Annotated in this window: 27 protein-coding genes and 1 other annotated feature; of the genes, 10 read left to right on the forward strand and 17 right to left on the reverse strand. The window is 69.0% G+C overall.

The genetic code is table 11. The features are described from left to right. Both GJ743_RS02810 and GJ743_RS02815 read right to left on the reverse strand, forming a co-directional pair. Positions 1 to 706 (reverse strand): IS3 family transposase (locus GJ743_RS02810; protein WP_155050426.1); only part of this gene is annotated, 706 nt, incomplete at its 3' end. Next, positions 632 to 745 (reverse strand) — a sequence feature (AL1L pseudoknot). It overlaps the preceding gene by 75 nt. Then, positions 703 to 1,023 carry a transposase gene (locus tag GJ743_RS02815; RefSeq protein ID WP_155050427.1) on the reverse strand — a complete coding sequence of 107 codons (321 nt, stop codon included), beginning with the start codon at positions 1,021 to 1,023 and terminating at the stop codon, positions 703 to 705. It overlaps the preceding feature by 43 nt. The genes GJ743_RS02815 and GJ743_RS02810, both read right to left, overlap by 4 nt. A gap of 43 nt (positions 1,024 to 1,066) precedes the next feature. Here GJ743_RS02815 and GJ743_RS02820 point away from each other — a divergent pair, with 43 nt between their 5' ends. The 4 genes from GJ743_RS02820 to GJ743_RS02835 all read left to right on the forward strand — a co-directional run bounded on the left by GJ743_RS02820 (position 1,067) and on the right by GJ743_RS02835 (position 3,650). Further along, positions 1,067 to 1,981, forward strand: coding sequence for an RHS repeat-associated core domain-containing protein (locus GJ743_RS02820; RefSeq protein ID WP_155050428.1), 915 nt, complete (start codon positions 1,067 to 1,069; stop codon positions 1,979 to 1,981). After that, entirely contained in the window at positions 1,978 to 2,406 is a 429-nt protein-coding gene (locus tag GJ743_RS02825; RefSeq protein WP_155050429.1) for a hypothetical protein, read from the forward strand. Before GJ743_RS02820 ends, GJ743_RS02825 begins: the two co-directional genes overlap by 4 nt. A gap of 132 nt (positions 2,407 to 2,538) precedes the next feature. After that, a complete protein-coding gene (locus tag GJ743_RS02830; protein WP_155050430.1) occupies positions 2,539 to 3,123 on the forward strand; it encodes a helix-turn-helix domain-containing protein in 585 nt (194 codons plus the stop codon). Beyond that, positions 3,120 to 3,650 carry a hypothetical protein gene (locus tag GJ743_RS02835; RefSeq protein WP_155050431.1) on the forward strand — a complete coding sequence of 177 codons (531 nt, stop codon included), beginning with the start codon at positions 3,120 to 3,122 and terminating at the stop codon, positions 3,648 to 3,650. Before GJ743_RS02830 ends, GJ743_RS02835 begins: the two co-directional genes overlap by 4 nt. A gap of 245 nt (positions 3,651 to 3,895) precedes the next feature. Here GJ743_RS02835 and GJ743_RS02840 read toward each other — a convergent pair whose 3' ends face one another. Together GJ743_RS02840 and GJ743_RS02845 are read right to left on the reverse strand one after the other, a co-directional pair. After that, on the reverse strand, positions 3,896 to 4,651 hold the full coding sequence (locus GJ743_RS02840) for a sulfite exporter TauE/SafE family protein (RefSeq protein WP_155050432.1): 756 nt from the start codon (positions 4,649 to 4,651) through the stop codon (positions 3,896 to 3,898). Positions 4,652 to 4,693: 42 nt separating this feature from the next. Beyond that, positions 4,694 to 5,785: a transaldolase family protein gene (locus tag GJ743_RS02845; RefSeq protein WP_155050433.1), complete on the reverse strand. Its 1,092-nt coding sequence runs from the start codon at positions 5,783 to 5,785 to the stop codon at positions 4,694 to 4,696. Positions 5,786 to 6,016: 231 nt separating this feature from the next. On the opposite strand from GJ743_RS02845, the gene GJ743_RS02850 reads away from it, so the two are divergent. Further along, positions 6,017 to 6,778: a GntR family transcriptional regulator gene (locus GJ743_RS02850; protein WP_155050434.1), complete on the forward strand. Its 762-nt coding sequence runs from the start codon at positions 6,017 to 6,019 to the stop codon at positions 6,776 to 6,778. A gap of 16 nt (positions 6,779 to 6,794) precedes the next feature. On the opposite strand, the gene GJ743_RS02855 is transcribed toward GJ743_RS02850, so the two are convergent. Next, positions 6,795 to 7,799, reverse strand: coding sequence for a sugar phosphate isomerase/epimerase family protein (locus GJ743_RS02855; protein WP_155050435.1), 1,005 nt, complete (start codon positions 7,797 to 7,799; stop codon positions 6,795 to 6,797). A 211-nt stretch (positions 7,800 to 8,010) separates the two neighbouring features. Between GJ743_RS02855 and GJ743_RS02860 the strand changes: the two genes are divergently transcribed. The 4 genes from GJ743_RS02860 (at position 8,011) to GJ743_RS02875 (ending at position 12,625) form a co-directional block, all read left to right on the forward strand. Continuing rightward, positions 8,011 to 9,051 carry a substrate-binding domain-containing protein gene (locus GJ743_RS02860; protein WP_155050436.1) on the forward strand — a complete coding sequence of 347 codons (1,041 nt, stop codon included), beginning with the start codon at positions 8,011 to 8,013 and terminating at the stop codon, positions 9,049 to 9,051. Between the two features lie 201 nt (positions 9,052 to 9,252). Continuing rightward, complete coding sequence (locus tag GJ743_RS02865) at positions 9,253 to 10,251, forward strand: ABC transporter permease (protein ID WP_196216890.1); 999 nt, start codon at positions 9,253 to 9,255, stop codon at positions 10,249 to 10,251. Next, complete coding sequence (locus tag GJ743_RS02870) at positions 10,248 to 11,036, forward strand: ATP-binding cassette domain-containing protein (protein ID WP_155050438.1); 789 nt, start codon at positions 10,248 to 10,250, stop codon at positions 11,034 to 11,036. Before GJ743_RS02865 ends, GJ743_RS02870 begins: the two co-directional genes overlap by 4 nt. A 155-nt stretch (positions 11,037 to 11,191) precedes the next feature. Then, a complete protein-coding gene (locus GJ743_RS02875; RefSeq protein ID WP_155050439.1) occupies positions 11,192 to 12,625 on the forward strand; it encodes a sugar porter family MFS transporter in 1,434 nt (477 codons plus the stop codon). 62 nt (positions 12,626 to 12,687) lie between these two features. Here the strand turns inward: GJ743_RS02875 and GJ743_RS02880 are convergent, their stop codons facing one another. Further along, positions 12,688 to 13,617 (reverse strand): aldo/keto reductase, encoded by a 930-nt coding sequence (locus GJ743_RS02880; RefSeq protein WP_155050440.1) that lies wholly within the window; start codon positions 13,615 to 13,617, stop codon positions 12,688 to 12,690. An 83-nt stretch (positions 13,618 to 13,700) separates the two neighbouring features. Here GJ743_RS02880 and GJ743_RS02885 point away from each other — a divergent pair, with 83 nt between their 5' ends. Then, positions 13,701 to 14,315: a TetR/AcrR family transcriptional regulator gene (locus GJ743_RS02885; RefSeq protein ID WP_328288726.1), complete on the forward strand. Its 615-nt coding sequence runs from the start codon at positions 13,701 to 13,703 to the stop codon at positions 14,313 to 14,315. Positions 14,316 to 14,411: 96 nt separating this feature from the next. Here GJ743_RS02885 and GJ743_RS02890 read toward each other — a convergent pair whose 3' ends face one another. The 11 genes from GJ743_RS02890 to GJ743_RS02940 form a co-directional block, all read right to left on the reverse strand. After that, on the reverse strand, positions 14,412 to 15,437 hold the full coding sequence (locus tag GJ743_RS02890) for a Gfo/Idh/MocA family oxidoreductase (RefSeq protein ID WP_155050442.1): 1,026 nt from the start codon (positions 15,435 to 15,437) through the stop codon (positions 14,412 to 14,414). Beyond that, positions 15,434 to 16,312 carry a sugar phosphate isomerase/epimerase family protein gene (locus tag GJ743_RS02895; protein WP_155050443.1) on the reverse strand — a complete coding sequence of 293 codons (879 nt, stop codon included), beginning with the start codon at positions 16,310 to 16,312 and terminating at the stop codon, positions 15,434 to 15,436. Before GJ743_RS02895 ends, GJ743_RS02890 begins: the two co-directional genes overlap by 4 nt. 39 nt (positions 16,313 to 16,351) lie before the next feature. Beyond that, the gene (locus tag GJ743_RS02900; protein WP_155050444.1) at positions 16,352 to 17,365 is read right to left on the reverse strand and encodes a Gfo/Idh/MocA family protein; all 1,014 of its coding nucleotides are present in this window, start codon (positions 17,363 to 17,365) and stop codon (positions 16,352 to 16,354) included. A gap of 61 nt (positions 17,366 to 17,426) precedes the next feature. Continuing rightward, on the reverse strand, positions 17,427 to 18,341 hold the full coding sequence (locus tag GJ743_RS02905) for a sugar phosphate isomerase/epimerase family protein (protein ID WP_328288727.1): 915 nt from the start codon (positions 18,339 to 18,341) through the stop codon (positions 17,427 to 17,429). Between the two features lie 48 nt (positions 18,342 to 18,389). Continuing rightward, the gene (iolD, locus tag GJ743_RS02910) at positions 18,390 to 20,297 is read right to left on the reverse strand and encodes a 3D-(3,5/4)-trihydroxycyclohexane-1,2-dione acylhydrolase (decyclizing) (RefSeq protein WP_155050445.1); all 1,908 of its coding nucleotides are present in this window, start codon (positions 20,295 to 20,297) and stop codon (positions 18,390 to 18,392) included. Then, the gene (gene iolB, locus GJ743_RS02915; RefSeq protein ID WP_155050446.1) at positions 20,294 to 21,205 is read right to left on the reverse strand and encodes a 5-deoxy-glucuronate isomerase; all 912 of its coding nucleotides are present in this window, start codon (positions 21,203 to 21,205) and stop codon (positions 20,294 to 20,296) included. The genes iolD and iolB overlap by 4 nt, the downstream gene beginning before the upstream one ends. 60 nt (positions 21,206 to 21,265) lie before the next feature. Next, entirely contained in the window at positions 21,266 to 22,816 is a 1,551-nt protein-coding gene (locus GJ743_RS02920; RefSeq protein WP_155050447.1) for a CoA-acylating methylmalonate-semialdehyde dehydrogenase, read from the reverse strand. Positions 22,817 to 22,856: 40 nt separating this feature from the next. After that, a complete protein-coding gene (locus tag GJ743_RS02925; RefSeq protein ID WP_155050448.1) occupies positions 22,857 to 23,768 on the reverse strand; it encodes a Cgl0159 family (beta/alpha)8-fold protein in 912 nt (303 codons plus the stop codon). After that, complete coding sequence (iolC, locus tag GJ743_RS02930) at positions 23,755 to 24,723, reverse strand: 5-dehydro-2-deoxygluconokinase (protein ID WP_155050449.1); 969 nt, start codon at positions 24,721 to 24,723, stop codon at positions 23,755 to 23,757. Before iolC ends, GJ743_RS02925 begins: the two co-directional genes overlap by 14 nt. 94 nt (positions 24,724 to 24,817) lie before the next feature. Further along, a complete protein-coding gene (locus GJ743_RS02935; RefSeq protein ID WP_230386404.1) occupies positions 24,818 to 25,243 on the reverse strand; it encodes an acyl-CoA thioesterase in 426 nt (141 codons plus the stop codon). Positions 25,244 to 25,445: 202 nt separating this feature from the next. After that, complete coding sequence (locus GJ743_RS02940; RefSeq protein ID WP_155050450.1) at positions 25,446 to 26,078, reverse strand: TetR/AcrR family transcriptional regulator; 633 nt, start codon at positions 26,076 to 26,078, stop codon at positions 25,446 to 25,448. Positions 26,079 to 26,298: the final 220 nt, after the last annotated feature.

The following is a 26,298-nucleotide window of genomic DNA, read 5'->3' on the forward strand; positions in this document are numbered from 1 at the left end:
CGGCGAGGGCGTTGTCGTACGAGTCGCCGACGGTTCCGGTGGACGGTTCCGCGCCGAGTTCGACGATCCGGTCGGTGTACACCACGGCGAGGTAGTTCGACCCGTGATCGGCGTGATGGACCAGCCCGTCGAGCTTGCCGCCGGCGGTCCATGCGGCCATGTTCAGTGCCTGCAACGGCAGGATGTCGGCCTTCAACGTGGCGGCGACGTTCCAGCCGACGATGCGGCGGGAGTACACGTCGGTGACGAAGGCGACGTACGCGAACCCGGACCAAGTGGCGACGTAGGTGACGTCGGCCACCCACAGCCGCCGCGGACCGGGTGCGGTGAATCGTCGCTGTACGAGGTCCTTCGGCTTGGCTTGCGCCGGATCGGGCTTCGTCGTGAACACCTTCTTCGACCGTCGCACTCCACGGACTTCGGCCAGCCGCATCAGCCGCTCGGTCTGGTCCCGGCCGATGTCCCAGCCCTGCCGGCGCAGCAGGGCGTGCATCTTGCGGCGCCCGTACACGCCGTAGTTCTCCGCATGCAGTCGAGCGACTTCCGGTACGAGCAACTCATCGCGCAACGCCCTGGCCGAGGGCACACGGGTCTTCGCCGCCCGGTACCCGCGGGCGGTGACGAACCCTCGCACGGCCGGGCGCAGCACCCGGCAGATGAGCTCGACCCCGAAACGATCCCGGTACTCGTCGATGAACCGGATCATCTCGTCGAGGGTCGGTCGAGCTCCTTCGCGAAAAACACGCTCGCCGCCTTGAGCACCTCGTTCGCCTTGCGCAGTTCAGCGACCTCGCGCTTCAGGCGACGATTCTCCTCGAGCACGTCTGTCGGCGTGCCCGCGGCGCGGCCCTCGTCCACCTCGACCCGGCGCGCCCAGGTCCGCAGCGTCTCGGGGCTCATCCCGAGCAGATCGGCGACATGGCGCACCGCGGCGGTCTTGTTCACATGCGAGGGCATCGCCTCAGCGAGCATCCGCAGCGCTCGCTCGCGCATCTCGGGGTCAAACTTCTTCGGCATCGTCATCCATCCTGAATTAGAGGACGGAACGAAACCCAGGCCGAATCAGGTGCAGGGCCTGCCGGGCGGGGTCACTGTCAGCACGAGCACCGGTGACGGTGCGCAGACGTGGTCGTACCCGAACATCCATGGCGACACCACCGTGACCGCCGACGCTGCGGGCGCCCGCAGCCCGGTGTTCCGGTTCGACCCGTTCGGACAGGCCATCGACGCTGTGACCGGGTTCGCCGGCACGGTGGCCGCGGATGACGCGGGACCGGACACCCTGCCAGGTGACGCGGATTGGGGGTGGCTCGGGCAGCATCGCAAACTCACCGAACACGCCGGATCGATCGCGACGATCGAGATGGGCGCCCGCCAATACGTCCCCACCCTCGGCCGATTCCTCGAAACCGACCCCATCGAAGGCGGCGTCACCAACAACTACGACTACCCCACCGACCCCATCAACAGTTTCGACCTGACCGGAGAGATCCAAGATTGTGGTTTGTGCAATCGCGGAAAATCAGGGGCAAAGCGGCAGTGGTACGAGTCGGGCAACTATGCGTATCGATACGAGTTTGCTGTCGCAAGTTCAAGACGAGCCTCCGCAAAGTCGGTGATGAATGTATTCAAGGCGAATCCCGGGCGAATCTTTCCCTTTAAGGTTTCCGGGTGCGAGACGTTCACAAACCGTTCGAGCTGTACTCTCGTCAAAGCAACCGGTACTGGAGTCGCTGACACCGCGCGAGTCTGGGTCACGACGACCGACACAAGTGTCACGTTTACTGTGACTTCGAATGGCTACTTCGATCCGCCTGGTTCGCAGATCACATTTAGCACGTTCGAGCGCGACGGCCTTGTGTATCTGCAGCAGGAAACTGCGACTACTCAATCGCATCTTCTTGTAACAGCGTTTGTCGACCTTGGATCGTATATTACCTGGACAAACCAAGCAACCAATCTCTACGGAATGATGCAATGATGATGCGTCGGAATTCCTTGTCGACTTCGATTCTCGCCCTTCTTGGCGTCGCTGCCCTCGTGGGTATTCTGGTCGCGGCGGTAACAGTGCTGGAGCGCGCGCAATTGTCGCCAACCGCCAACTGGAGTATGACGATTATCGGCTTGTTGTTCGCCCTTTTCGCGGGCGCTCTTGTGGGGGTGACCATCGCGGCCTTCGGTGCGCTCTTCGCGGCGCTGGCATCGCTACCGAGGAAGGGTTCCAGCGGCGCACAAGCCTTGGCGGCATCAGCGGCTGTGCTAATCGGTGGGACGGCCGTGATCATCCTGCTTCTGGCAGTCCAGGTGCTGTATACGTCGAGCGTCGCGTGGTGGGTCGCCTGTACGTCGACGGTAGTGGGTTCGGGCATGATCGCGCTGTGGGTGCTGAAGAGAGTTGACACCTGAATCGGCGTGGTTCTCCGAGGCTTCTCGTTCAAGGTTGCAGCCTCGGTAGGACAACACCGAGCCGAGCACGGGGCGGACAGCAGACCCGCGTGTAGCGCTGCACGCGATTAAAGGTATGGCTATAATCGATGCATGTCTGATCTGATCCGTTCGTCGCGCGTCTCGTCTGGTTTGACGGGTGCGGAGCTGGCGGAGCGGTTGGGGGTGACGGTCGCGGCAGTGTCGCAGATGGAGCAGTCGGAGCGTCGGGGCACGATCCGGTTGGACACGCTGCGGCGCGCGCTCGAGGCGATGGGGCGCGACATCCGGCTCGATTCGGTCCCGACCGACCCGTACGCGCCGTTCGCGCCCGCGAACGTGACCGACGAGATCAACCTGGCGCTCGATGAGGGGCGTCCGGAGTTCGCGCTGCGGGTGCTCACCCATGCGGCGTCGGTGATCGCGGAACATCCGGAGCGGTTCAGTGCCGAGTCGTTGGAGTGGCGGCCGTCGGAGGTTGGCGATCACCGGTGGGAGCAGTTGTTCCGGGCGGTGATGTGTGATGCGATCCCTGCGGGTCGGGCACGGCCCGACTGGGCAGCACCCGAGCGGTTGCCGCGAGCGTGGTACCCATTCGGGCAGTACTCATCCTTGAAGGAGCGGGCGAAGCGGTCCACCCCGGAGCGGCTCCGGGCCCTGAACATCATGCTGGACGAGCGATCCTTGGCGCGCGCGTGAACGACGGACTGGTCCTGACGGCGGAGCGGGCGAGGGAACTCGTCGACGAGCTCGAGCGGCGGCTCGCGGCGCGCGGCATCCTCGGTTCGGTCCGGATCGTGGGTGGCGCGGCGATGGTGCTCCGCTTCCCGGATGACCCGGAGGTGCGGGTCACGACCGATGTGGATGCCGCGTACCAGCCGCGCCCGGAGATCGACGAGGTGATCGCCGAGATGGCCGACGACCTCGGGCTGCCGGATCGGTGGATGAACGCGGCGAGCACCCCGTGGAACGTGGTGGCCGACACCGGCGGCACGATCACGGTCGCCACCGCCGAGGAGCTCGTCGCGATGAAGATGGCCGCCGGCCGGGCGCAGGACCTCGCCGACCTTCGCATCCTGGCCCGCCACCTCGGCATCACCGAACCGGAACGGCTCGTCGAGATCGCCTACGACGCCTACGGCGAGGACTCGCCCGCGCTCGGCGACCCCCGGGAGTCGTACGAACTCTTCGCCCGCGACGTCCTCGCCGACCGCCGTCGCAGGTGACCAGAAACCTGCCGAGAACGCCCTCGGAGACCAGATTCGGCCCGTATGACTCCGTAGCAGCACGTAGACTTGGGCGCATGAGATCCGCGGAATTTCGCGGAATTCCGCCCCTCGCGGGCCGGTACCGAAGCGCCGAGATCGACGTCAGTTGTTCTTGGTTCGAGTCCAGGTACCCCAGCAGTGAGAAACCCCCCCCTCAGGCGGGGGTTTTCGCGTTTCTGCGGTCTGGTTGGGGGGCGATGGGCTCACCAGAGCAGGTACACCCCCGACGCGAAGGTCAGCACGAGCACGACACGCTCGAACGACTCCTGCGAGATGCGCCGCGCCGCCATCCGCCCACCGAACGCGCCCAGCATGAGCGCGGGCACGAGGAGAAGGTTCAGCAGCAGCGACTCGGGGGTGACGAGCCCGAGGCCGACCGAGAATGGCAGCTTCATCGTGTTGACGATGAGGAAGAACCAGGCTGCGGTGCCGAGGATCGCCGGCACGGGCAGGCGGGAGGCCACGAAGTAGAGCGACATCACCGGGCCGGCGGCGTTCGCGATCATCGTGGTGAACCCGCCGAGCGGGCCGAACACGAGCGAGAGCGCCCGGGGGAGGGGTCGCGCCTCTCTCCCGGCGGCGGCGTCGGCGCGGCGGCGGAGCATCAGGATGACGCTGAGCGCGACGAGCACGAGCAGCGTGCCGCCGATGATGCGGCGGACGACGACGTCGTTCGCCGCCCAGAGGACGACGACGCCCAGCAGGATGCCGACGAGCACGGACGGCAGGAGCCGGCGCAGGATCCTCCAGTCGGCGTGGGCGTGGTACATCCGCACCGCGATGAGGTCGCCGACGAGCAGCAACCCGAGGACGGCGCCGGTCGACGCCTTCGCCGGGAGGACCGACGCGAAGATCGCCGCAGTGATCGGGCCGAGGGCGGGCATGCCGCTCTTGGCCGCGCCGACCGCGAAGGCGGCCAGGGCGAGCAGCAGCCATTCTGGCCCGGTGAACGTCGGCATCGTGCTCCATCGTGCCGGACCGCCCTGGTCCGGGCGGCTCGGTTACGGGGCCGGGACGAGGATGTCGCGCACGAGCGCGTCGAGCGCGGCATCCGCCTCGAGGAACTGACGGAGCGTGCGTCGGGTTGCGCCGAAGTCGGCGAACTCGTCGAGCGTCATGCCGTCGGGCTCGTAGGCTCGCCGGAACTCGGGCACCTTCTCCAGAAGCACCTCGATGATCCGCGGGTCGACGGGTCGGTCGATGCGGTGCTCTACCGGGATCGCGTTGTCGTTGATGAGCTGCTGCCAGGCGAACGGCGGCGAGACGACGAGGTCGCCGCCGAGGAGCTCCGACCACTGCATGTGGTTGCGGAAGGCCGCGGAGAGCACGCGGGAGCGGTAGCCACGCTCGACGAACAGCTCGTAGGCGCGCTTGAGCGCCGCGACGCCGGCCCACTCCAGGTACCCGGGGTCGATGAGCACGCGATTGCGCTCCACCCAGGCCTTCAGCCAGTCGTCGAGTCGGCCGCCCATGATCGTCACGACCGACCCGAACTCGTGGTCGGGGAGGCCCGCGGCCTCACGGCGGTCGAGCCCGCGCTCGATCGCCTCGGCGACCGCGAGCGCCTGCGGGACGGTGAACGACACGGTCGCGTTGATGCTGACGCCGCGGAACGTCGCCTCCTCGATCGCGCGGATGCCGGTGGCGGTCGCCGGGATCTTGACGATGATGTTCTCGGCGAGGCCGGAGAAGTGCACGGCCTGCTCGACGAGTGCGTCGGCGTCGCGGTGCAGGCGCGGGTCGGTCTGGATCGACAGGCGGCCGTTGCGCCCGCCGCTCCGACGGAACTCGGGCTCGAGGAGGCGGGCCGCCTCGATCGAGAGCTCCTCGACGACCATCCACCCCAGCTCGGACTCGCCTGCGGTCGGGTGGGCCTCGGCAAGCTGGGCGATGCGTGGCCCCCAGGTCTCGAGGTCGTTCCGGATGGCGGCGAGGGCGATGACCGGGTTGCAGGTGGCGCCCACGGCGCCGAACCCGATCGAGCGCGAGAGCTCCTCCGGGTCGGCCGAGTCGTTCCAGAGGCTCGTCGGGGTCGTCTCAGCGGCGACCCGCAGGGGCAGCGTGGCGGCGTCGATCGTGGGTGCGTCGGTCATGGGTCCTCCGTGGTCTGGCGGAGCGGTCGACACCTGCGCGTCGATGCGCCTCGAGATCGAGGGTAGACAATATGTCAGGACAATACAACCTACATTCACGACCGCCACGGGATCCGCCCGACTCGCGACCTGACATTGTCTGAGAATGGAAAGGGCTGTTATTGTCTTGACAACATGTCGCGCTCGGCGCGACGTCGCGATGTCGCGACCGACGCGACAGGAGAGGCACTCATGGCGGAACCGAATCAGTCGCTCCCGGTCGACCTGTTCATCGACCTCGACCGGTCGGGCCCGGTGCCGCTGTACTTCCAGATCTCCAGCCGCATCGAGCAGGCGATCCACGACGGCACGCTCCCGCCGGGCTCCCGCCTCGAGAACGAGGTCGCGCTCGGCAATCGGCTCGGGCTGTCCCGGCCGACCATCCGCCGCGCCATCCAGGAACTCGTCGACAAGGGCCTGCTCGTGCGTCGACGCGGCATCGGCACCCAGGTCGTGCACGGCAAGGTCAGCCGCGGCGTCGAGCTCACGAGCCTCTACGAGGACCTCGAACGTTCAGGGCAGAAGCCCGACACGCGCGTGCTGTCGACCGAGATCGGCGAGGCCGACGAGCGGATGGCCGAGGAGCTCGGCGTCGAGGTCGGCAGCCCGGTGCTCCACATCAAGCGGCTCCGCTCAGCCGGCGGCGTGCCGATCGCGATCCTCGACAACGTGCTGCCCGCCGACTTCACCGACATCGACCTCGGCGATCTCTCGAAGCACGGCCTCTACCAGCTGCTCCGCGCGAGGGGCGTGACCATGCGAGTGGCGAAGCAGCGGATCGGCGCGCGTGACGCGACCGCGCATGAGGCCGGCCTCCTCGACATCCCGAAGGGCAGCGCCGTGCTCACGATGTCGCGTACCGCGTTCGACAACTCGGGCCGCGCGGTCGAGTGGGGCCAGCACTGCTACCGGCCCGACCTGTACTCCTTCGAGATGACGCTCGTCGAGCGCTGATCCGCCGGCCCGGCGATCAGGCCTCGCCGAGCGCGGCATCCGCAGCGGTGAGCACTGCCGCCGCCACCTCGAGACCCTCGATCCGGCCGAGCGAGACGTCCTCGTGCTCGATGTTGACCCACATGTCCGGGTCGATCTCGCGGAGCGCGCGGAGGAACTCGGTCCAGTAGGCGGTGTCGTGGCCGCGCCCGAGCGCGACGAAGTCCCACGCGGAGTCGGTCGGCCATTCGTTGACCCACTCGTCGCCGCCGAGGTTGACGCGCGGCTCGTCGGGGGAGAGCCGGCGGAAGCGGTTGTCGAGCACGCCGTGCAGCGCCGCGACCTCGTGGTTGACGCGCACGTCCTTCGCCGCCGCGTGCACGACGAGCGGCCCGAGCTCGCGTGCGACCGCGACCGGGTCCATCTGCTGCCAGAACAGATGCGAGGCGTCGAGCTCGACGCCGACGTTCGTCGCGCCCGTGCGCTCCACGAGCTCACGGATCGTCGCGGTGTTGAAGACGAGGTTCTGCGGGTGCAGTTCGAGCGCGACCTTCACGTCGTGGTCGCGCGCGAGCGCGTCCATGTCGCGCCAGAACGGTGCCGCGATGCCCCACTGGTACTCCAGCACGTCGAGCGCCGCGGAGTTCCAGGCGTTCACGATCCAGTTGGGTCGCGTGCCGCCGGGCTCGCCAGCGGGAAGGCCCGACATCGTCACGACCCGGTGCTGGCCGAGACGCTCGGCGAGGCGGATGCTCCGGCGCACGTCCTGCGCATGACGCTCGCCGATCTCCGGTCGCGGATGCAGCGGGTTGCCGTTGCAGTTGAGGCCGGCGATCTCGACGCCGGTGCCCTCGAACAGGCCGAGGAAGTCGTCGCGCGCGGCGTCCGAGACGAGGATCTCGTCGAACGTCGGAACGTGCGCGGCCGGGAGGAATCCGCCGGTGTTCAGCTCGATCCCGGTCAGGCCGAGGTCGGCGACCACGCGGATCGCGTCGGGCAGGGGGCGGTCGTGCAGGATCGCGTCGTAGACACCGAGTCGCATGGCGTCGGCTCCTCTCCGTCCGCCACGGCGGACACATCATTGTCCGGACAAGAATACATAGTCGCGGCCATGTCCACATCGCCGATCTGCACGGCGAAGCGGAGGACTCGCTCTCGTTCGTCAAAATGTCAGGACATACTATTGACCTGTGTGTGGGTCATCCTTACGATTGCGGACACACAGCCCGGACCTCATTGGAGAGGCCGGCCCCATGAAGGGACACAACGAAGTGATTGCAACCCGATTCCGCCCGCTCGCAGCCGTCGTCGCGCTCGCGGGTGCCGGCGCCCTGGCGCTCACCGGTTGTACGGCCGCCAGCAACGCATCGTCGGAGACCGGCGGCCTGGAGGACGGCTTCGGCTCGCGCTCCGAGAACCGCGACGCCTACTTCTTCACCTACTACAACCCCGCGAGCGACGTCTTCTGGGCGCAGATCCTGAACGGCGCCGAGGACGCGGCCGAGCTCGGCGGCCTCGAGCTCACGCACCAGACGGCGGAGGGCGACCCCGACAAGATGGTCGACCTCGTCTCGACCGCGATCGCCACGAGCCCCTCGATCATCTTCATGCCCTTCAACGAGGGCGAGAAGTGGGTGAGCGTCGCGTGCGACGCCGCTGACGCGGGCATCGAGGTCATCGCCTACAACGTGCCCGCACCCGACAGCGCCGCCGACTGCGTGTCGGCGTTCGTCGGGCAGGACTTCTTCGAGGTCGGCACGCTCGTCGGGGCGCGCCTGCTCGAGGAGGTCGACCTGCAGGCCGGCGACAAGGTGCTCTTCCCGGCCGAGGAGCCCGAGCAGAACTACGCGATCCAGCGCGGCGGCGGCGTCCAGGAGGCGCTCGACGAGGTCGGCGCCGAGGGCGAGTACCTCCGCACCTCAGGCGCCGACGAGGAGGCGCTCAACTCCCTCACGGCGTGGCTCACCGCGAACCCCGACGTGAAGGCGATCACCCCGCTCGGCGGCACCCCGCACCGCAACATCGTCGCGGCCATGGAGGCGGCCGGCGTGTCGGTCCCGGTCGTCGGCTTCGACACCTCGCCCCAGGTGATCGACGGCATCAAGAACGGCGCCATCATCGCCACGGCCGACCAGCAGGGCTTCATCCAGGGCTTCCAGTCGGTGATGCAGGGCGTGCTCTGGCTCGACTTCGGCTTCGCCCCGGCGAACATCAACTCCGGCGGCACCGGCCTCATCGACGAGAGCAACGTCTCCTTCCTCGAGGAGGACGACCTCCAGGGCGTCCGCTTCTAGTCGCTCCTGCCGAGGGGGCGGGCCGCCCGGCCGCCCCCTCGGGCCCCACCGAATCCATTCCGCGATGACGCGGACGCACAGAAAGCCCGTCTTATGCCTGATACCCACGAGGCGCCGCCCACGGAGCGCGAACAGCACGTGCTCACGGCGCCGGTCAGTACGACTTCGATCGCCACTCGTTCACGAACGCTCTCCGACTCGGTGCCGACCACCTTCGGCGAGCGGGTCCGTGACTCGATCCGCTACACCCGGGGCCGTGGTGCCCTCGAGATCGGCATCATCTTCCTGGCCGTCCTCATCGGCTTCATCATCGCGGGACTCGTCGCCCCGAACGACTTCCCGTTCCTGGCCCCGAGCAACCTCTCGGGCGTCATCTCGCAGAGCATCCCCGTGCTCGCGCTGCTCGGCATCGCCGCCGGCATCCTCATGATCGCCGGGGAGTTCGACCTCAGCCTTGGCGCCAACCTCGGCTTCTCGGCGATCGTGTTCATCAGGGTCTCCGAGGAGATCGGCTGGGGCTGGGGCGTCGCCGCCGCCCTCGGCAGCGGCATCGGGATCGCGCTCGTCAACGGCCTCATCGTCGTCGTGACGAAGATCCCCTCGTTCATCGCCACGCTCGGCATGGGCTTCTTCTGGGTCGGCGCGAGCTTCTTCGTCAACGGCACCGCCCCAGCCATCCTGAGCGGCGCCAAGGACGACGTGCTGACCACGCTCTTCGTCGGCGACTTCGGCGTCTTCCGCATGCAGCTCGTGTGGCTGCTCATCATGGGCGTCGTCGGCTGGCTGTTCCTGCACCGTCACAAGCTCGGCAACCACATCTTCGCGGTCGGCGGCAACGCGCAGGCGGCCAAGGCGATCTCGATCAACCCTGGCCGGGTGAAGCTGCTCGCGTTCGGCATCTTCGGTGGGCTCGTGGCCTTCGCCGCCATCCTCATCGCCGTGCGCACCAACTCGATGCAGCCGGGCTCGACGGTCGACTACACACTCATGGCCATCGCCGCCGCAGTCGTCGGCGGCACGTCGCTCCTGGGCGGTCGCGGCTCGATCATCGGCATGATCATCGGCGCCGCGCTCATCCGGATTATCGAGAACGGGCTGATCCTCGCCAAGGCGCCGGGCTTCTACATCCAGCTCTTCGTCGGCCTCATCATCGTGGTCGCGGCCATCTTCAACAAGCTCATGGAAGGGAAGGCGTCATGACCGAGACGACCGCCATCACGGAGGAACTGCTCCGCGTCGAGGGCGTGACCAAGCGATACGGCGCGAACACCGTGCTCGACGACGTCTCGTTCACGATCGGCAGGAACGAGGTCGTCGGCCTCCTCGGCGACAACGGTGCCGGCAAGTCGACGCTCGTCAAGATCATGAGCGGCGTGGTGCCGATGACCCAGGGCGCGTACTTCTGGGAGGGCACGCGCTACGACGGCATCGACCGGCAGAAGACCGAGGAGCTCGGCGTCGAGACGATCTTCCAGGACTCCGCTCTCGTGCCGCAGATGTCGATCACCCGGAACATCTTCATGGGGCGTGAGATCACGAACCCGCTCGGGCTCATGAAGATGCGCGAGATGGACCGGATCACGACCGAGATCCTCGACACGGTGGTCACGATCGAGGGCATCAAGAGCGCGAAGCAGCTCGTCGGCTCGCTCTCGGGTGGCCAGGCGCAGGCAGTGGCCATCGCGCGGGCGGTGCACTTCAAGCGCAGCCTGCTGATCCTGGATGAGCCGACCTCGGCGCTCGCGGTGCGAGCCACCGAGGCGCTGCTCGCCTACCTGCGCCAGCTCAAGGGCGAAGGCGTGAGCTCGGTACTCGTCACGCACAACCTCCATCACGCGTACGAGGTATGCGACCGGCACATCGTGATGAACCACGGTCGCAAGATCCTCGACGTGCGTCGTGAGGAGACGAGCGTCGAGGAGCTCACGGCGGCGGTCGTCGAGGGTGCTGTCGGCGTTGAGCGGTTCCGGGCGGGAACGTTCTGAGCCGCGATCGACGCTCGTCGCGACGAACGGCCGGGGTGGAGACCCCGGCCGTTCCGTCGTGCGGGTGGCGGCTGGATGAACTCTTTGCTATATTGTCCTGACAAAGTAGACGATGCCGTCGGGACCCGGCGGTCGACACTCGCGAAGGAGCGCCCATGTCGCATCCGCCCCTCATCACCAACGCCGTGGCGGTCTCGTTGCCGCCACTCGGCAACGGGCCCTACAACCGGCGCATCGGCCTGGTCGCGGTCATCGCGACCTTCGGCGGCCTCCTCTTCGGCTACGACACGGGCGTCCTCAACGGCGCACTGTCGTTCATGGTCGACTACTTCGGCCTCACGCCGATCCAGGAGGGCATGATCACCTTCACGCTCCTCATCGGAGCGGGCATCGGCGCCTTCTTCGGCGGCCGCATCTCCGACGCGATCGGCCGCCGGACCAACATCATCATCCTCGCCGTGCTCTTCTTCATCGGCGCCGGCGGCTGCGTGATCGCGCCGACCTACGAGGTCCTGCTGGTGTTCCGCTTCATCCTGGGACTCGCCGTGGGCGGGGCATCCGTCACCGTGCCGGTCTACCTCGCCGAGGTCGCGCCGTTCGAGAAGCGCGGCAGCCTGGTCTCCCGCAACGAGCTCATGATCGTCTCGGGCCAGTTCCTCGCCTTCCTCATCAACGCCATCATCGGCAACATCTGGGGCGGCAACGAGAACGTCTGGCGCTACATGCTCGCCGTCGCGGTCCTGCCGGCCTTCGTCCTCTTCTTCGGCATGCTGCGGATGCCCGAGAGCCCGCGCTGGCTCATCGCCAAGGGGCGCGACGACGAGGCGCTCGCCGTGCTCCGAACCGTGCGCTCGGAGGAGCGCGCCGTCGCCGAGATGGAGGAGGTGCGCGAGCTCTACGCCGTCGAGAAGGAGGAGCAATCGGGCACCTGGGCCGACATCCGCTCGCAGCGATGGATCCGCCGACTGCTGTTCATCGGCATCGGCATCGCCGCCTACCAGCAGCTCACCGGCATCAACTCGATGATGTACTACGGCACCCAGGTGCTCGAGGAGGCCGGCTTCAGCCGCAACGCCGCCCTGAGCTTCAACGTGCTGAACGGCCTCGCCTCGGTGGGCGCCATGCTCGTCGCCCTCGCGATCATCAACAAGTACAACCGCCGCACGCTCATGCTCTTCGGCTTCATCGGCACCACCACCGCGCACCTGCTGGTCGGCACCGTCGGCACCGTGCTGCCCGAGGGCAATCCGCTGCGGCCGTGGCTGCTGATGATCTTCATCATCGCGTTCATCGCCATCATGCAGGGCACGATCGGTCCGCTCGCCTGGCTCATGATCGCCGAGATCTTCCCGCTCAAGATGCGCGGCCTCATGATCGGTGTCACCGTGCTCGTGCTCTGGGCGACCAACGCGACGATCTCGCTCGTGTTCCCGTCCCTCGTCGAGGCGCTCGGGTTCGGCACGTTCTACCTGTTCGCCGCGGTCGGGCTGCTCGCGCTGCTGTTTGTCGCGACGAGCGTGCCGGAGACCCGCGGCCACACGCTCGAAGAGCTCGAGGAGCACTTCAAGGTCAAGTACGCCACCGACTGAGCCGTATCGGACCGCGACGCTCGACCGAGTTCCCGGTCGAGCGTCGCGTCGCGTGCTCGCCGCTATCGCACGACGCCGCCGCCGGGGGCGATCCGGGCGATGCGCGCGAGGTCGGCATCGGAGAGCTCGAGTTGGGCGGCGGCGAGGTTCTCGGCGACGCGCTCCGGGTTCCTCGAGCCGGGGATCGGCACGATGTCGCCCTTCTGGGCGAGCAGCCAGGCGATCGAGAGCTGCGCGAGGGTGACGCCCTTGGATTCGGCGAGTTCCGTGAGCTCGGTGACGATCGCGTGGTTGGCGTCGAAGTTCTCCGGCGCCCACCACGGGATGTGCTGGCGGAAGTCGTTCGGGCCGTACTCGGTGCGGGGCTCGACGGCGCCGCTGAGGAAGCCGCGGGCCAGCGGCGAGTAGGCGACCATGCCGATGCCGAGCTCCTCGAGCACGGGGAAGAACGCCTCGGCGCGGTGCTCGAAGACGGAGTACTCGGTCTGCAGGACCGAGATCGGGTGGGCGGCGTGCGCACGGCGCACGTTCTCGGGTGTGGTGTTCGAGAGCCCGAGGTACCTGACCTTGCCGGCCTCGACGTACTCGCGCATCACGCCGACGACGTCCTCCACGGGGACGCTCGGGTCGTCGACGTGCTGGTAGAGCACGTCGATGTGGTCGACGCCGAGTCGCTGGAGGCTGCCGTCGACGACCTCGCGGATGTGGTCGAGCTGCGAATTCGGGGCGTAGGACGGAGTGAAGCCGAATTTCGTGGCGATGGTCACCTCGTCGCGGATCGGCGCGAGCGCGCGACCGAGGAGTTCCTCGCCGGCGCCCCAGCCGTACATCTCGGCGGTGTCGAAGTGGCTCACGCCGAGGTCGTGCGCGGTGCGGATCGCGGCGATCGACTGGGTGTCGTCGCTCGGCCCGTAGCCGACGGCCGTTCCCATCGCGCCGTAGCCGATGGCGGAGACGGCCAGCCCCTGCTGGCCGAGGATGCGTTGTTGCATGTGGGTCCCTTCTCGGATGAACGCGTGACACTATACGCCGCAATTGTCAGAGTCTGACAGGAATGGCGCTGTATGCTTGCTGTGTGAGTGCAGCTGCGCAGCCCGAGAGCGGTGTCCGGGCGATCGCCCGCGACGCGGTTCGCGCTCGCATCTCGGAGGTCGCCGTGGACCTGTTCGACGAGCAGGGGTTCGAGAACGTCACGGTCGAGCAGGTCGCGGCAGAGGTCGGCATCTCCGCCCGGAGCTTCCATCGCTACTTCCCCGCGAAGGAGGACGCCGTCATCGTCGAACCGGTCGGCTGGGGGGAGGTCGTGCGAGAGCGCTTCGCCGCGCGCCCCGCCGATGAGCCGGTGTGGGACGGACTCCGCGCCGCCTATGAGTCCCTCCTCGCGACACCCGGTCGCGACGAAGCCCGCGGCAAGCGCGCCATGCGCGTGCTCGGCAGCACCCCGGCGCTGCGCGCCAGGAACCTCGAGAAGCACCTGCTCTGGGCTCGCCTGCTCACACCGCTCGTCGCGGACCGGATCGGGGGCAGCGACGCGACCCTTCGAGCGGAAGCCATCGTCCAGGCCTCGCTCGGGTGCTTCGACATCGCCCTCGCCGCGTGGGCGACCGACACGACGGGCGCCGACCCGAAGGTCCTCCTCCGGGTCGCATTCGACGCACTCACCGCGCTGCGGGAGGACCGGCTTCCCTGACCGCAGGTTCGGAGGCGTCGCACCGTCGGGCAGGGCCGGCCGCGACCACGAACGGGGGCCGGATGTCGCGTCTCGGCCCCGTTCGCCTGTGTCGGGTCAGGCCCGCGGAACGACCCATCCGCCCGTGCGGTCGCTCTCGATGGCGGCCTCGAGGATCGCGAGGGTCGCGAGTGCGCCGTCGATCGACACGGGCAGCGGGGCGCCGGTGCGGAGAGCGTCCATCGTGCCGCGGTAGAACGCGCTCCAGTCGCCGCGCTCCCGTGCCACCGTCTCGAGCGTGCCGTCGGGTCGGTGCAGGATGCCCGCTCGGTGGGCGGGCTCGAGACCCCAGATGTCGTCGTTCGGCGACATTCCGCCGAGCACCTGCTCGGTCTGCACGTCGAGGCCCTCGAGGACGAGCGTGCCGGCCGATCCCGTGAGCCGGAATCGGGGGTACTCGGCCGCCTGCACGCAGTTGGCGGTCACGCGGGTGCGGAGGCCCGACTCGTGCTCGAGGACGAGCAGGAAGCCGGTCTCGAGCGGCAGTCCCGGCGTCCGGTCGATCACCGCGAGGACGCGGGCGACGGGCCCGAAGACCTCGCGGACCTGATCCACGAGATGGCTGCCGAGGTCCAGCAGGTAGCCGCCGCCGGTCGAGGTCTCGGCGACCCACGGCTCCCAGCGGTCGAGGTTCGACTCGCACGTGCGGATGTCGCCGACGAGTCCGTCGGCGACCGCACGCGCGACCGTCAGCGCCTCGGAATCCCAGCGCCGATTGTGGAACACGGTGAGCGGGACGCCGCGGGAGGCCGCGTTGTCGGCGAGCGAGCGCGCATCGTCGAAGGTCATGGCGAAGGGCTTGTCGCTGACGACGGCGACGCCGGCGTCGAGCAACTCCCGGACGACCGGGCCGCGCGACTCCGGCGGGATGGATACAGTCACGAGGTCGACGCCAGCGGCGACGAGGTCGGCGACGGAATCGAACGCGGGCGGCGCCGAAACGCCGAGATCGCCGGTCAGTTCCGACCGGCGATCCGGTGATCGCGTCACGACACCTGCGAACTCGACCCCGTCGAGCGCGGCGATGAGCGGGGCGTGGAAGTAGCGCCCACCGAAGCCGTAGCCGACGAGACCGACCCTCATGCGCGAGCGGAATCGATGAGCTCGCGCAGGCGCGAAAGCTGGAACCGCGACACGTCGTCGGCCGTCTCATCCTCGGCGAAGACGTTCGACACGATGAGGGCGTCGTCGCGGTCGAGGTACCCGGTCGATGCGAGCGTGCCGAACAGCTCCGACCAGTCCACGTCGCCGTCGCCGATGCGCAGGTGCTGGTGCACGCGTGCGGCGTTGCCCGGCGGGTTCGAGATGTACCGGAGCCCGTGCGAGCGCGTGTGGTCGAACGTGTCGGCGGCGTAGACCGCGCCGAGGCGGTCGCCGAGCTCGGGGATGAGCGAGGTCGCTCGGTTCCCGTAGTGGAACGTGTGCGACGCGACGTACACGAACCCGACCGCGGCCGAGTTCAGTCCGCGGAGCACGCGCCAGGCCTCGAGGCCGTCCTCGACGAAGTCGTCGGGGTGCGGGTCGATGTTCAGGCGCAGGCCCTCCTGCTCGATGCGGGGCAGGATCACCTCCATCGACCGGTAGAACGCGGCCTCCGAGTCCTCCGACCGCTCGGGGCGCCCGCTGAACTCGGTGTTGATCACCGGGATCTCGAGCTCGACCGCGAGGTCGATGACGCGCAGGAAGTTCCGCACGGCCGCCTCGCGCTGCGGCTCCTCCGGCCAGGAGATGCGGTGCACGGGCAGGATCGCGGGGATCCGGACGCCGGCATCGGCGGCGCGCTTCTTCAGCGCGGCCACCAGCGCGTCATCCGCCTTCGGATACCGGAAGAACGGCGTGAAGTCGACGTGCGGCGTGAGCTGCATGGCGTCGTACCCGAGCCGCGCGACGATGTCGGGGAAGTCGAGCAGCCCGTGGTCGTGGTGGAACGGGGTCGGGTCCAGGGCGATGGTCGCCATCGGCGTGGTCTCCTCTCGGATTCGGTCGGGCTCGGCGGCTCAGGCGTAGAACGCGGGACGCTCGGGCGACTCGACCGGCACGACGCCGCCGTCGAGGGCCTTCACCCCCGCCTCGCACGCGAGGGCGACGCGGTAGCCGTCCCACGCGTTCGGTCCGTCGATCGTGCCGCGCCGGACGGCGTCGACCCACCGCTGGATCTGCGCGTCGTAGGCCGACGCGAAGCGGGTCTTGAAGCTCTGGTGCTCGGCGATCGAGAACCGGCCGTCCTGCCAGGACTGCAGGCCCGACGGCTGGCCGATGCGGGCGAGCGACGACTCGAACACCGCCTCGGTGGCGACCTGGTAGCCGAACTGGATCGAGACGTTCATCTCGACGTCGACGAGCACGCCGTTCTCGAGCTCCATGAGCACGAGGATCGGCTCGCGCAGGTGGTCGGGCGAGAGCGCGTTGCGGCGCGGGTACTTGACCTCGACCGAGCGGATGTCGCTGCCCGCGAGCCACGGCACGACGTCGAACTCGTGGACGACCGAGTCGTTGATCAGCATGGGCTGCGTGTAGGTGTCGGGCACCGTGCCGTTGCGGTGCACGCAGCGGAGCATCACGAGCTGGCCGGCGTCGCCCGAGGCGATGAGCGCCTTGAGCTGCTGGTACTCCGCGTCGAAGCGGCGCATGAAGCCGACCTGGATGTGCGGGCGGTCGAGCTTCTGCTCGGCCTCGAGCACACGCCACGACGACTCCGAGTCGGGCGTGAGCGGCTTCTCGCAGAGGATCGGCAGCCCGGCCGCGAGCGCGGGCATGAGCACCGGCTCGTGGAACTGCCCGGGCGTGGCGATGAGCACGGCGTCGAGCGCGCCGGCGTCGAGGGCGTCCTCGATGCGGGAGAAGGCGCGCGAGCCGGGTGCGGCCGCGGTCGCGGCATCCGCTCGACCTGCGTCGGGCTCGACGATCGCCGAGACGGTCGCGCCGCTGATGCGGTCGGTGATGCGGGCGACGTGGTCGGCGCCCATGAGGCCGGCGCCGACGACGCCGACGCGGAGGTCGGTGCTGGTCATGGTGGATGCTCCTTCGCTGGTCCGGGGTGCCGCGGTGGGCGCGGGGGTGCGCGTGATGAGGTCAGTCGACACGGGCGGCCTCCGTCGCCTCGAAGATGTGGTCGAACGTGCGCTTGGCGATCGGGAACGGGCGGTCGATCGAGCAGCCGTACATGTCCTGCTCGACGATGCCGAAGATCTCGGGGTCGATCTTCGCGACGCGCTCGATGATCGGCGCGAACTCCGGCACCCCGCCGGGCGTGCCGGGCTCGACCATGATGTCCTGGGTCACCGCTTCAGCGAACGGCACGTCGTTCTTCAGCACGTCGAAGAGCAGCGTGGTGTCGACCTGCTTCAGGTGCAGGTAGCCGATGCGCTCCGGATACGCGTCGATGAGGGCGAGGTTGTCGCCGCCGTAGTACGAGAAGTGCCCGGTGTCGAGGCAGAGGTTCGTGTAGGCGACATCCGTCTCCTGCAGGAACCGCTCGACCTCCCGATAGGTGCCGACGTGGCTGTCGGCGTGCGAGTGGAACTGCTGCTTCACGCCGAACTCCTCGAGGAGGGCCTTCCCGAGCCGGTCGTGACCGGCGGCGAGCCGCTTCCACTGCTCGTCGTCGAGCGTGCGCGACTCGAGCACCTGGCTCGTGGCGTCGCTGCGCCACAGGTCGGGGATCACGACGAGGTGCTCGGCGCCGAGCTTCGAGGCGAGGCCGGTGACGGCGAGGGCCTGGTCCCAGGCCCGCTGCCACTGGTCGTCGCCCTTGTGGAAGCCCGTGAACACCGTGCCCGCGGAGAGCTTCAGGCCGCGGGAGCCGAGCTCGTCGGCGAGCTGGTTCGGATCGGTCGGGAGGTACCCGTAGGGTCCGAGCTCGATCCAGGTGTAGCCCGCCTCGACGACCTCGTCGAGGAACCGCTGCCACGGCACCTGGTTCGGGTCGTCGGGGAACCACACGCCCCACGAGTCGGGGGCCGTGCCGATGCGGATGCTGTCAGCCACGTCGTCTCTCTTTCCTGTTCACACGCCGTCGTGCCGGGCACGCGGTCGTCATCCGAGCAGCGGGCGCTGCTTCGCCTTGTCGACGAGGTACTCGCGGTACGCGGCCCTCGTCACCTCGATCTCGGCCTCTGGGGCCACGGGCACGTCCCACCAGCCCTTGCCGTCGGGCGCGTACACGAGCGGGTCGGACTCGAGGTGGATCACGGTCGACCGGTCGGACGCCTTCGCGGTCGCGATCGCGGCCTGCAGATCGCGGATGGCGCCGGGCCCGGGCTCGACCTCGATGACGTCGACGCCGTACGAGCGCGCGTTCGCGGCGAGGTCGACGGGGAGGATCTCGTCGCCCTGGAAGTTGCGGGCGCCCTCGTCGTACGACCGGTACCAGGTGCCGAACCGGTCGGAGCCGACCGTCTCCGAGAGGTGGCCGATCGACGCGTAGCCGTGGTTCTGGACGATGATCACGATCACCTTGAGGCCCTCGGCGACAGCGGTCACCAGCTCGGTGTGCAGCATGAGGTACGAGCCGTCGCCGACCATGACGATGACGTCGCGGTCGGGCGCGCCGCGGCGCACGCCGAGGCCACCGGCGATCTCGTAGCCCATGCACGAGAAGGCGTATTCGACGTGGTAGCCGAGCGGGTCGCGCACGCGCCAGAGCTTGTGGAGGTCGCCGGGCAGCGACCCCGCGGCCTGCACGATGACGTCGGTCGGGTCGCTCGCGGCCTGCACGGCGCCGATGATCTCGGGCTGGCCGGGGCGGTCGAGGCCGGATGCCGCGAACGCCGCGTCGACCGCGGCATCCCACTCGCGGTTCTCGCGCTCGATGCGCTCGGCGTACGCGGCGTCGACGCGGAACCCGTCGAGTTCGACGAGGAGCGCCTCGAGCGCTTCGCGCGCGTCGGCGATCACGGGCAGCTGCGAGCCGTGCTTGTAGGCGTCGAACGCGGCGACGTTGACGTTCACGAACCGCACGTCGGGGTCCTGGAAGACCGTGCGGCTCGCGGTCGTGAAGTCGCTGTAGCGGGTGCCGATGCCGATGACGACGTCGGCCTCGGCGGCGAGCCGGTTCGCCGCGGTCGTGCCGGTCGCGCCGATGCCTCCGAGGTACTGCGGGTGATCCCACGGCAGCGACCCGCCGCCGGCCTGCGAGGTGCCGACGGGGATGCCCGTCGCTTCGACGAGGCGGCGCAGCACGTCCTCCGCGCCCGAGTAGATGACGCCGCCGCCGGCGACGATGATGGGGCGCTTCGCCGAACGGATGGCGGCGACCGCGCGCTCGAGCGGACCGCGCTCGGGCACGGGGCGGCGCAGGTGCCACTCGCGCTCCTGCAGGAACTCCAGCGGCACGTCGATCACCTCGGCCTGTACGTCCTCGGGCAGCGCGATCGTGACCGCGCCGGTCTCGGCGGGGTCGGTGAGCACGCGCATCGCCGCAAGGGCGATCGAGAAGAGCTGCTCCGGGCGCTGCACCCGGTCGAAGAACCGCGAGAGCGGCCGGAACGCGTCGGTCACCTGGATGCCGATGTCGTGGGGGAGCTCGAGCTGCTGCAGCACCGGGTCGGCCACGCGGGTGGCGAACGTGTCGCTCGGCAGGAGCAGCGCCGGCATCCGGTTGCTCGTCGCGAGCGCCGCACCCGTCAGCATGTTCGCGGCGCCGGGCCCGACGGATGCCGCGGAGGCGAACGTGCCGCGGCGGCGATGCATGCGTGCGTAGCCGACGGACTGGTGCACCATCGCCTGCTCGTTGCGGGCCTGGTAGTACGGCATGAGGTCGGGTTCGAGCTCGTTCGCCTGGCGCAGCGCCTGGCCGATGCCGGCGACGTTGCCGTGGCCGAAGATGCCGAACACGCCGGGGATCGTGCGCTCCCGGATGTCGCCGTCGACGGTCCACTGGCGGGCGAGGAACTCGACGAGGGCCTGGGCCACCGTCATCCGCTTGGTCTCCACGGTCGTCATCGTCCTTCCTGGTGGGCCGTGTAGGGCAGTCGGGGGTCGAACTGCTGGGCCTCCCAGCTCGATCGCACCCACGCGTGGGCGGGGTCGTCGCTGATGCGCCACTCGCGTTCGGCGTCGGGTCCGGCCATCACATTGAGGTAGTAGAGGTCGTAGCCGGGCGCCGCGACCGCGGGCCCGTGGTAGCCGAACGGCACCAGGGCGACATCGCCCGTGTGCACGATGGCGTTGACGTCGATGTCGCCCGCGGGCGAGGTGTAGGTCGCGAACATGCCGAACGGGTCGGCGCCGGCGGGCGCGTCGAGGCCGCGGGCGACCTCGGACTCGAAGTAGTAGATCTCCTCGAGCCGGGACTCGTGGCCGGGCACGTGCTCGTCGTGCTTGTGCGCGGGGTACGACGACCAGTTCTCGGCCGGCGTGATGACCTCGCACACGATGAGCTTCTCGGCGGCGAGGTTGCCGGGCGTGCCGAAGTTGTGCACCTGGCGGCTCGACCGCCCGGCCCCGCGGAGCTCGACGGCGACCTCGTCCTTCGCGACGACCTGCAGCGGATGCCGCGTGGCCGCCGGTGCCTCGGCGACGGCGATGCGCCCCCGTCCCGTGAGCACCGCGGCGGTGTCGACCGGGAGGTACGCGACATCCGTCGGGCCGTCGAACACCGACGCGCGGCCCTCGAGCTCGACCGTGCCCGACCCGTCGGGCGAGGTCCACGCGATGTCGCACGAGCCGGCGAGCGGCACGACGATCCGCTCGACCCCGGCGATGGGGAGCTCGCGCGAGCCCCCGTCGCCGAGGTCGGCCACTCGCAGGCCGGTGTGCGCCCAGCCGGGGAGCGTGGCGTCGACCACGCTCTCCCAGCCGTCGCGGGTGAGGCCGCCGCGGGGGCGGAACCAGGGGCTCTGCTCGGGCATTGCCGGGATCACTCCTTCGTGAGGCGCGCACGTGGTGCGCGCCGGTTCGATCGTCTCGTGTCAGTCGTTCTTCGGGAAGCCCAGGTTGATGCCGCCGTGCGTGGCCGGGTCGAGCCAGCGCGAGGTGATCGCCTTCTGCCGGGTGAAGAAGTCGAAGCCCTGGATGCCGTAGGCCTTCGAGTCGCCGAAGAGCGAGTCCTTCCAGCCGCCGAAGGAGTAGTACGCGACGGGAACGGGGATCGGCACGTTCACGCCGATCATGCCGACCTGGATCTCGTTCTGGAAGCGCCGGGCGGCGCCGCCGTCGTTGGTGAAGATGGCAGTGCCGTTGCCGAACGCGCCCGAGTTGATGAGCTCGACGCCCTCCTCGAAGCCGTCGACGCGGACGACGGAGAGCACCGGGCCGAAGATCTCCTCGGTGTAGGCGCGGCTCGTGGTGGGCACGTTGTCGAGGAGGGTCGGGCCGAGCCAGAAGCCGTCGGCGGCGCCGTCGACCTCGATGCCGCGGCCGTCGACCACGACGGTCGCGCCGTCCTGCGCGGCGATGTCGATGTAGGACGCGACCTTGTCGCGGTGCTGCTCGGTCACGAGCGGGCCCATGTCGGGCTCGCGGCGGCCGTCGCCGACCCGCAGCTTGCCGATGCGCTCGGTGATCTTCTCGATGAGCTCGTCGGCGACGGGCTCGACGGCCAGCACGACCGAGATGGCCATGCACCGCTCGCCCGCGGAGCCGAAGCCCGCGTTGATGGCCTGGTCGGCGACGAGGTCGAGGTCGGCATCGGGCAGCACCAGCATGTGGTTCTTCGCACCGCCGAGGGCCTGGACGCGCTTGCCGTGACGGGCCGCGGTCTCGTAGATGTACTGCGCGATCGGCGTGGAGCCGACGAACGAGATCGACTGGACCTCGGGACTCGTGAGCAGGCCGTCGACGGCGAGCTTGTCGCCCTGAAGGACGTTGAAAACGCCGTCGGGCAGGCCGGCCTCCTTCCAGACCTCGGCCATCCAGATCGCGGCCGACGGGTCCTTCTCGCTCGGCTTCAGGACGACGGTGTTGCCCGCGGCGATCGCGATGGGGAAGAACCACATCGGCACCATGGCCGGGAAGTTGAACGGGCTGATGATGCCGACCACGCCGAGGGGCTGCTTGGTCGAGTAGACGTCGATGCCGGTCGAGACGTTCTCGGAGTAGTCGCCCTTGAGGAGGTGCGGGAAGCCGGTCGCGAGCTCGACGACCTCGAGGCCGCGCTGCACCTCGCCCGCGGCGTCCGAGACGACCTTGCCGTGCTCGCTCGTGATGATCTCGGCGAGTTCGTGCTTGCGCTCGTTGAGGATCTCGCGGAAGCGGAACACGATCGCCTGGCGCTTGGCCATGGAGGTGCCGGCCCAGCCGGGGAACGCGCGGGCGGCGGATGCGATCGCGGTCTGGATCTCGGACTCGTCGGCGAGTGCGACCTCCTTGGTCTGGCGGCCGAGGGCGGGGTCGTAGACGGGCGCGGTGCGGCCGCTGCGCGAGGCGTGGAGGGACCCGTCGATCCAGTGGCCGATGACGGGCAGACCTCCCTCCTCGACGAACGGGTCGGCGACGGGCAGGTTCTCGGTGGTGTTGGTCATGGGGTTCTCGACTTTCCGTGTCGTGCGAGGTCAGGTGGGGTCAGGCGTCGACGGGCGCGTGCACGAGTGCGGCGGCCGTGTCGACCGCCGCCGTGACGTCGCCGTCGGGCGGGTAGATGAGGGTGCGGCCGACGACGAGGCCGCGGACGCCCGGCAGGCCGAGCGCACGCTCCCAGGCGGCGTAGGTCGCGTCGGGGTCGGTGGCGCGGTCGCCGCCGAGGAGCAGCGTCGGCAGGGTCGTGGCCGCCATGACGCGCTCCATGTCCTCGACGACGGGCAGCTTCATCCAGGTGTAGGCGGAGCTGTCGCCGAGGCCCGACGCGATCGCGACCGAGGTGATGACCGAGTCGGCGTCGAGCACGTTGACCGCCGAGCCGTTCTCCCACCGGCTCATGAACGGCTCGAGCATGATCGGCACGCGCGCGGCCGCCGCGGCCGACACCGCGCGGGCGTTCGCCTCGAGCGTGTCGGAGGTCGCCGGGTCGGCGAGGTTCACCCGCAGCAGCGTCTTGGCGAAGTCGAGGCCGTCGCGCACGATCGAGGGGATGTCGTACCCCGTGAACCGGTCGTCGTACTCGAACGCGGAACCGCGCAGGCCGCCGCGGTTCATCGAGCCCACCACGACCTTGCCGTCGAGCGCGCCGAGCAGCGCGAGGTCGTCGATGATGTCCGGTGTGCCGAGCACGCCGTCGACGCCGGGCCGGGAGAGCGCGAGCGCGAGGCGGTCGAGCAGGTCGTAGCGGTCGGCCATCGCCATCGGCTCGGAGCCGACGGCGAGCGCGCCCCGCGCCGGATGGTCCGCGGCGACGATGAAGAGCCGGCCGGCGTCGGAGAGCAGACGGCGCTTCTCACGGCCGGCGAACGCCTCGGCGATGCGGTGCGGTTCGTGGGCGCGGATGTCGCGGAGCTCCTCGAAGCGCTCGGGGGAGATGAACCGGTCAGCGCGTGGCATGTGTGGCCCCCTCGAGTGCGGCCTCGACCTCGTCGGACGTCGGCATGGCGGTCGAGCACTCGCGACGCGAGGCGACGATGGCGCCGGCGACGTTCGCGAAGCGCAGGATGCGCTCGAGGCTCCAGCCCTCGAGCAGGCCGTGGCAGAGCGCGCCGCCGAACCCGTCGCCCGCGCCGAGGCCGTTGACGACCTCGACCGGGAACGGGGCGACCTCGACGGTCTCGTCACGGGTCTTCGCGAGCACGCCCTTCGGGCCCTGCTTCACGATCGCGAGCTCCACGCCGTGGTCGAGCAGCGCGTCGGCGGCGCGATGCGGGTCGGTCTCGCCCACCGCCACCTGGCATTCCTCGCGGTTGCCCACGGCGACCGTCACGTGCGGCAGTGCACGCTGCACCTCGCGGGTCGCGTCGGCGGGGGAGTGCCAGAACATCGGGCGGTAGTCGAGGTCGAGCACGGTGTGCCGCCGCCGGTTGCGCGCCGTCCAGGCGACGTGATGCGCCGAGCGGCTCGGTTCCTCGGAGAGGCCGGTCACGGTCGCCCAGAAGAGTCGGGCGTTGTGGATCGCGTCGAGGTCGAGCGACTTCGCGTTGATCGCGAGGTCGGGCGCCTTGGGCTTCCGGTAGAAGTACAGCGGGAAGTCGTCGGGCGGGAAGATCTCGCAGAAGGTGACGGGCGTCAGCAGGTCGTGCTCGACGCCGACGAACGCGTCGGAGACGCCGAGACGGACGAGCTCGCGCCGCACGAAGCGGCCGAACGGGTCGTCGCCCGTGCGAGTGATGACGGCGCTGCGCTCGCCGTGGCGGGCGGCCGCGATGGCGACGTTGGTCGCGCTGCCGCCCAGGTACTTGCCGAACGTCTCGACATCCTCCAGGCCCACTCCGTCCTGGAGGGGGTAGATGTCGACGCCGACGCGACCCATGGTGATGACGTCGAAGGTCTCTGTCGTGGTGTTCATACGCCGGTGTAGAACTCTCTCGATCGGGCGGAGCAGGTGGTCGGTGCGTTCATGCTATCCATGTCCTAACAAAATGACAATATGCGGTGCGTGGTCAGTCGATGTCGGTTCGCTCGTCCGGGACGGGCACGCGATCACGGGCGTAGGTGATCTCCGTATGGCCGTGCGGAGCGGGCGTGCCGTCCTCGCCGAGGTTCACGAAGACGATGCGCTCGATCGTGAGGATGCTCGTGCGCGTGATCATGTTCCGCGCCTCGGCGCGGAGCGTGATCGAGGTGCGGCCGAACTCCGTGGCGATCAGGCCGAGTTCGATGAGGTCGCCCTGGCGGGCCGAGCTGACGAAGTTGATCTCCGACATGTACTTGGTGACGACGCGGCCGTTGCCGAGCTGGAGCACCGAGTAGACCACGGCCTCCTCGTCGATCCAGCGCAGCAGGCTCCCGCCGAAGAGGGTGCCGTTGCCATTGAGGTCCTCGGGGCGCACCCACTTCCGGGTGTAGAAGTTCATCGTCGGAGCCATGTTAAGACATTAGCACATTGTTTCACCGGCGGACTTGACGCCGAAGTAGATCCAGTTGCTCGGGCGCATCGGGCCGCAGCGACCTCTGGTGCTCGCAGGTGTCCCGACGCTCCGCCGGGAGTATTTCAGGGACCCCACGGCATCCGGTCGATGGCGCGCGTCATTGCGGCTGCGGGCCATTACGCGCACGGATCCGACACAGTCAGAGTGCGACCGCAGCTCCGTTGGCGAGGATCTCCGGCGCCAGTCGCTCGAGGTATCGGCGGATGAGGTCCACCAGGTCGAGGTCCCCGTTCGAGAGCACCCACTGGATCTGCAGCCCGTCCGAGACGGCGATGAACTCGCGAGCGACCGCACGGTAGTCCACGTCGTCGCGCAGATGGCCCGCGGCCGCGCTGCGTTCGAACCGCTGGGCGATGTCGTCGACGACCCGTTCGTAGCGCGCCGCGTACAGGGCGTGCGCGGCGCTCCCAGGGTCCGATGCGACTCCGGCGATTCGCACGAACAGCCTGATCAACTCGGGTTCGGCGACCCGCGCCTCGGTCTGCCTCAGCATGAGTCGGAGCGTGGCGGTGCCGTCGGTGTCGGGCGGCGACGCCTCGGCCGTCGCTGCGGCGGTCTCGAATCGGCGTTCGGCGAGGGCGAGGAGGAGGTGCTCCCGTGTCGGGAAATGGTGCGCGAGGCCGGGCGCGGTGACGCCGGCCTGCCTGGCGAGCTCGACGGTCGGCGTGCGGTCGAAGTCACCGCGAGCGAAGCTCGCGGCCGCAGCGTCGAGGATCCGTTCCCGGCGGTCTCGGCCCGTGCTGTAGCTCCCTCGTCGGCTGCTCGCTGCCATGGAACGACACGGTAGCCCATCGGCGATTCGGGTGAATACCGTAGATCGAAGATTTTCATTGACGAACGCGCGACGCCCGGGTACCGTCGCTCGTGAACTCGATATGAATCGATTCAAGACGAATCGAGTCTGAGGCGATCGAGCGAAGGGAAACAATGATGTTCACCAGCAAGCGTTCGCGCCGTTTCGGCGTGGCGATCACGGCGGCGGCGGCCGCGAC

Origin of the sequence: Agromyces bracchium (genome assembly GCF_009709675.1) — a bacterium.
Taxonomy (GTDB): domain Bacteria; phylum Actinomycetota; class Actinomycetes; order Actinomycetales; family Microbacteriaceae; genus Agromyces; species Agromyces bracchium.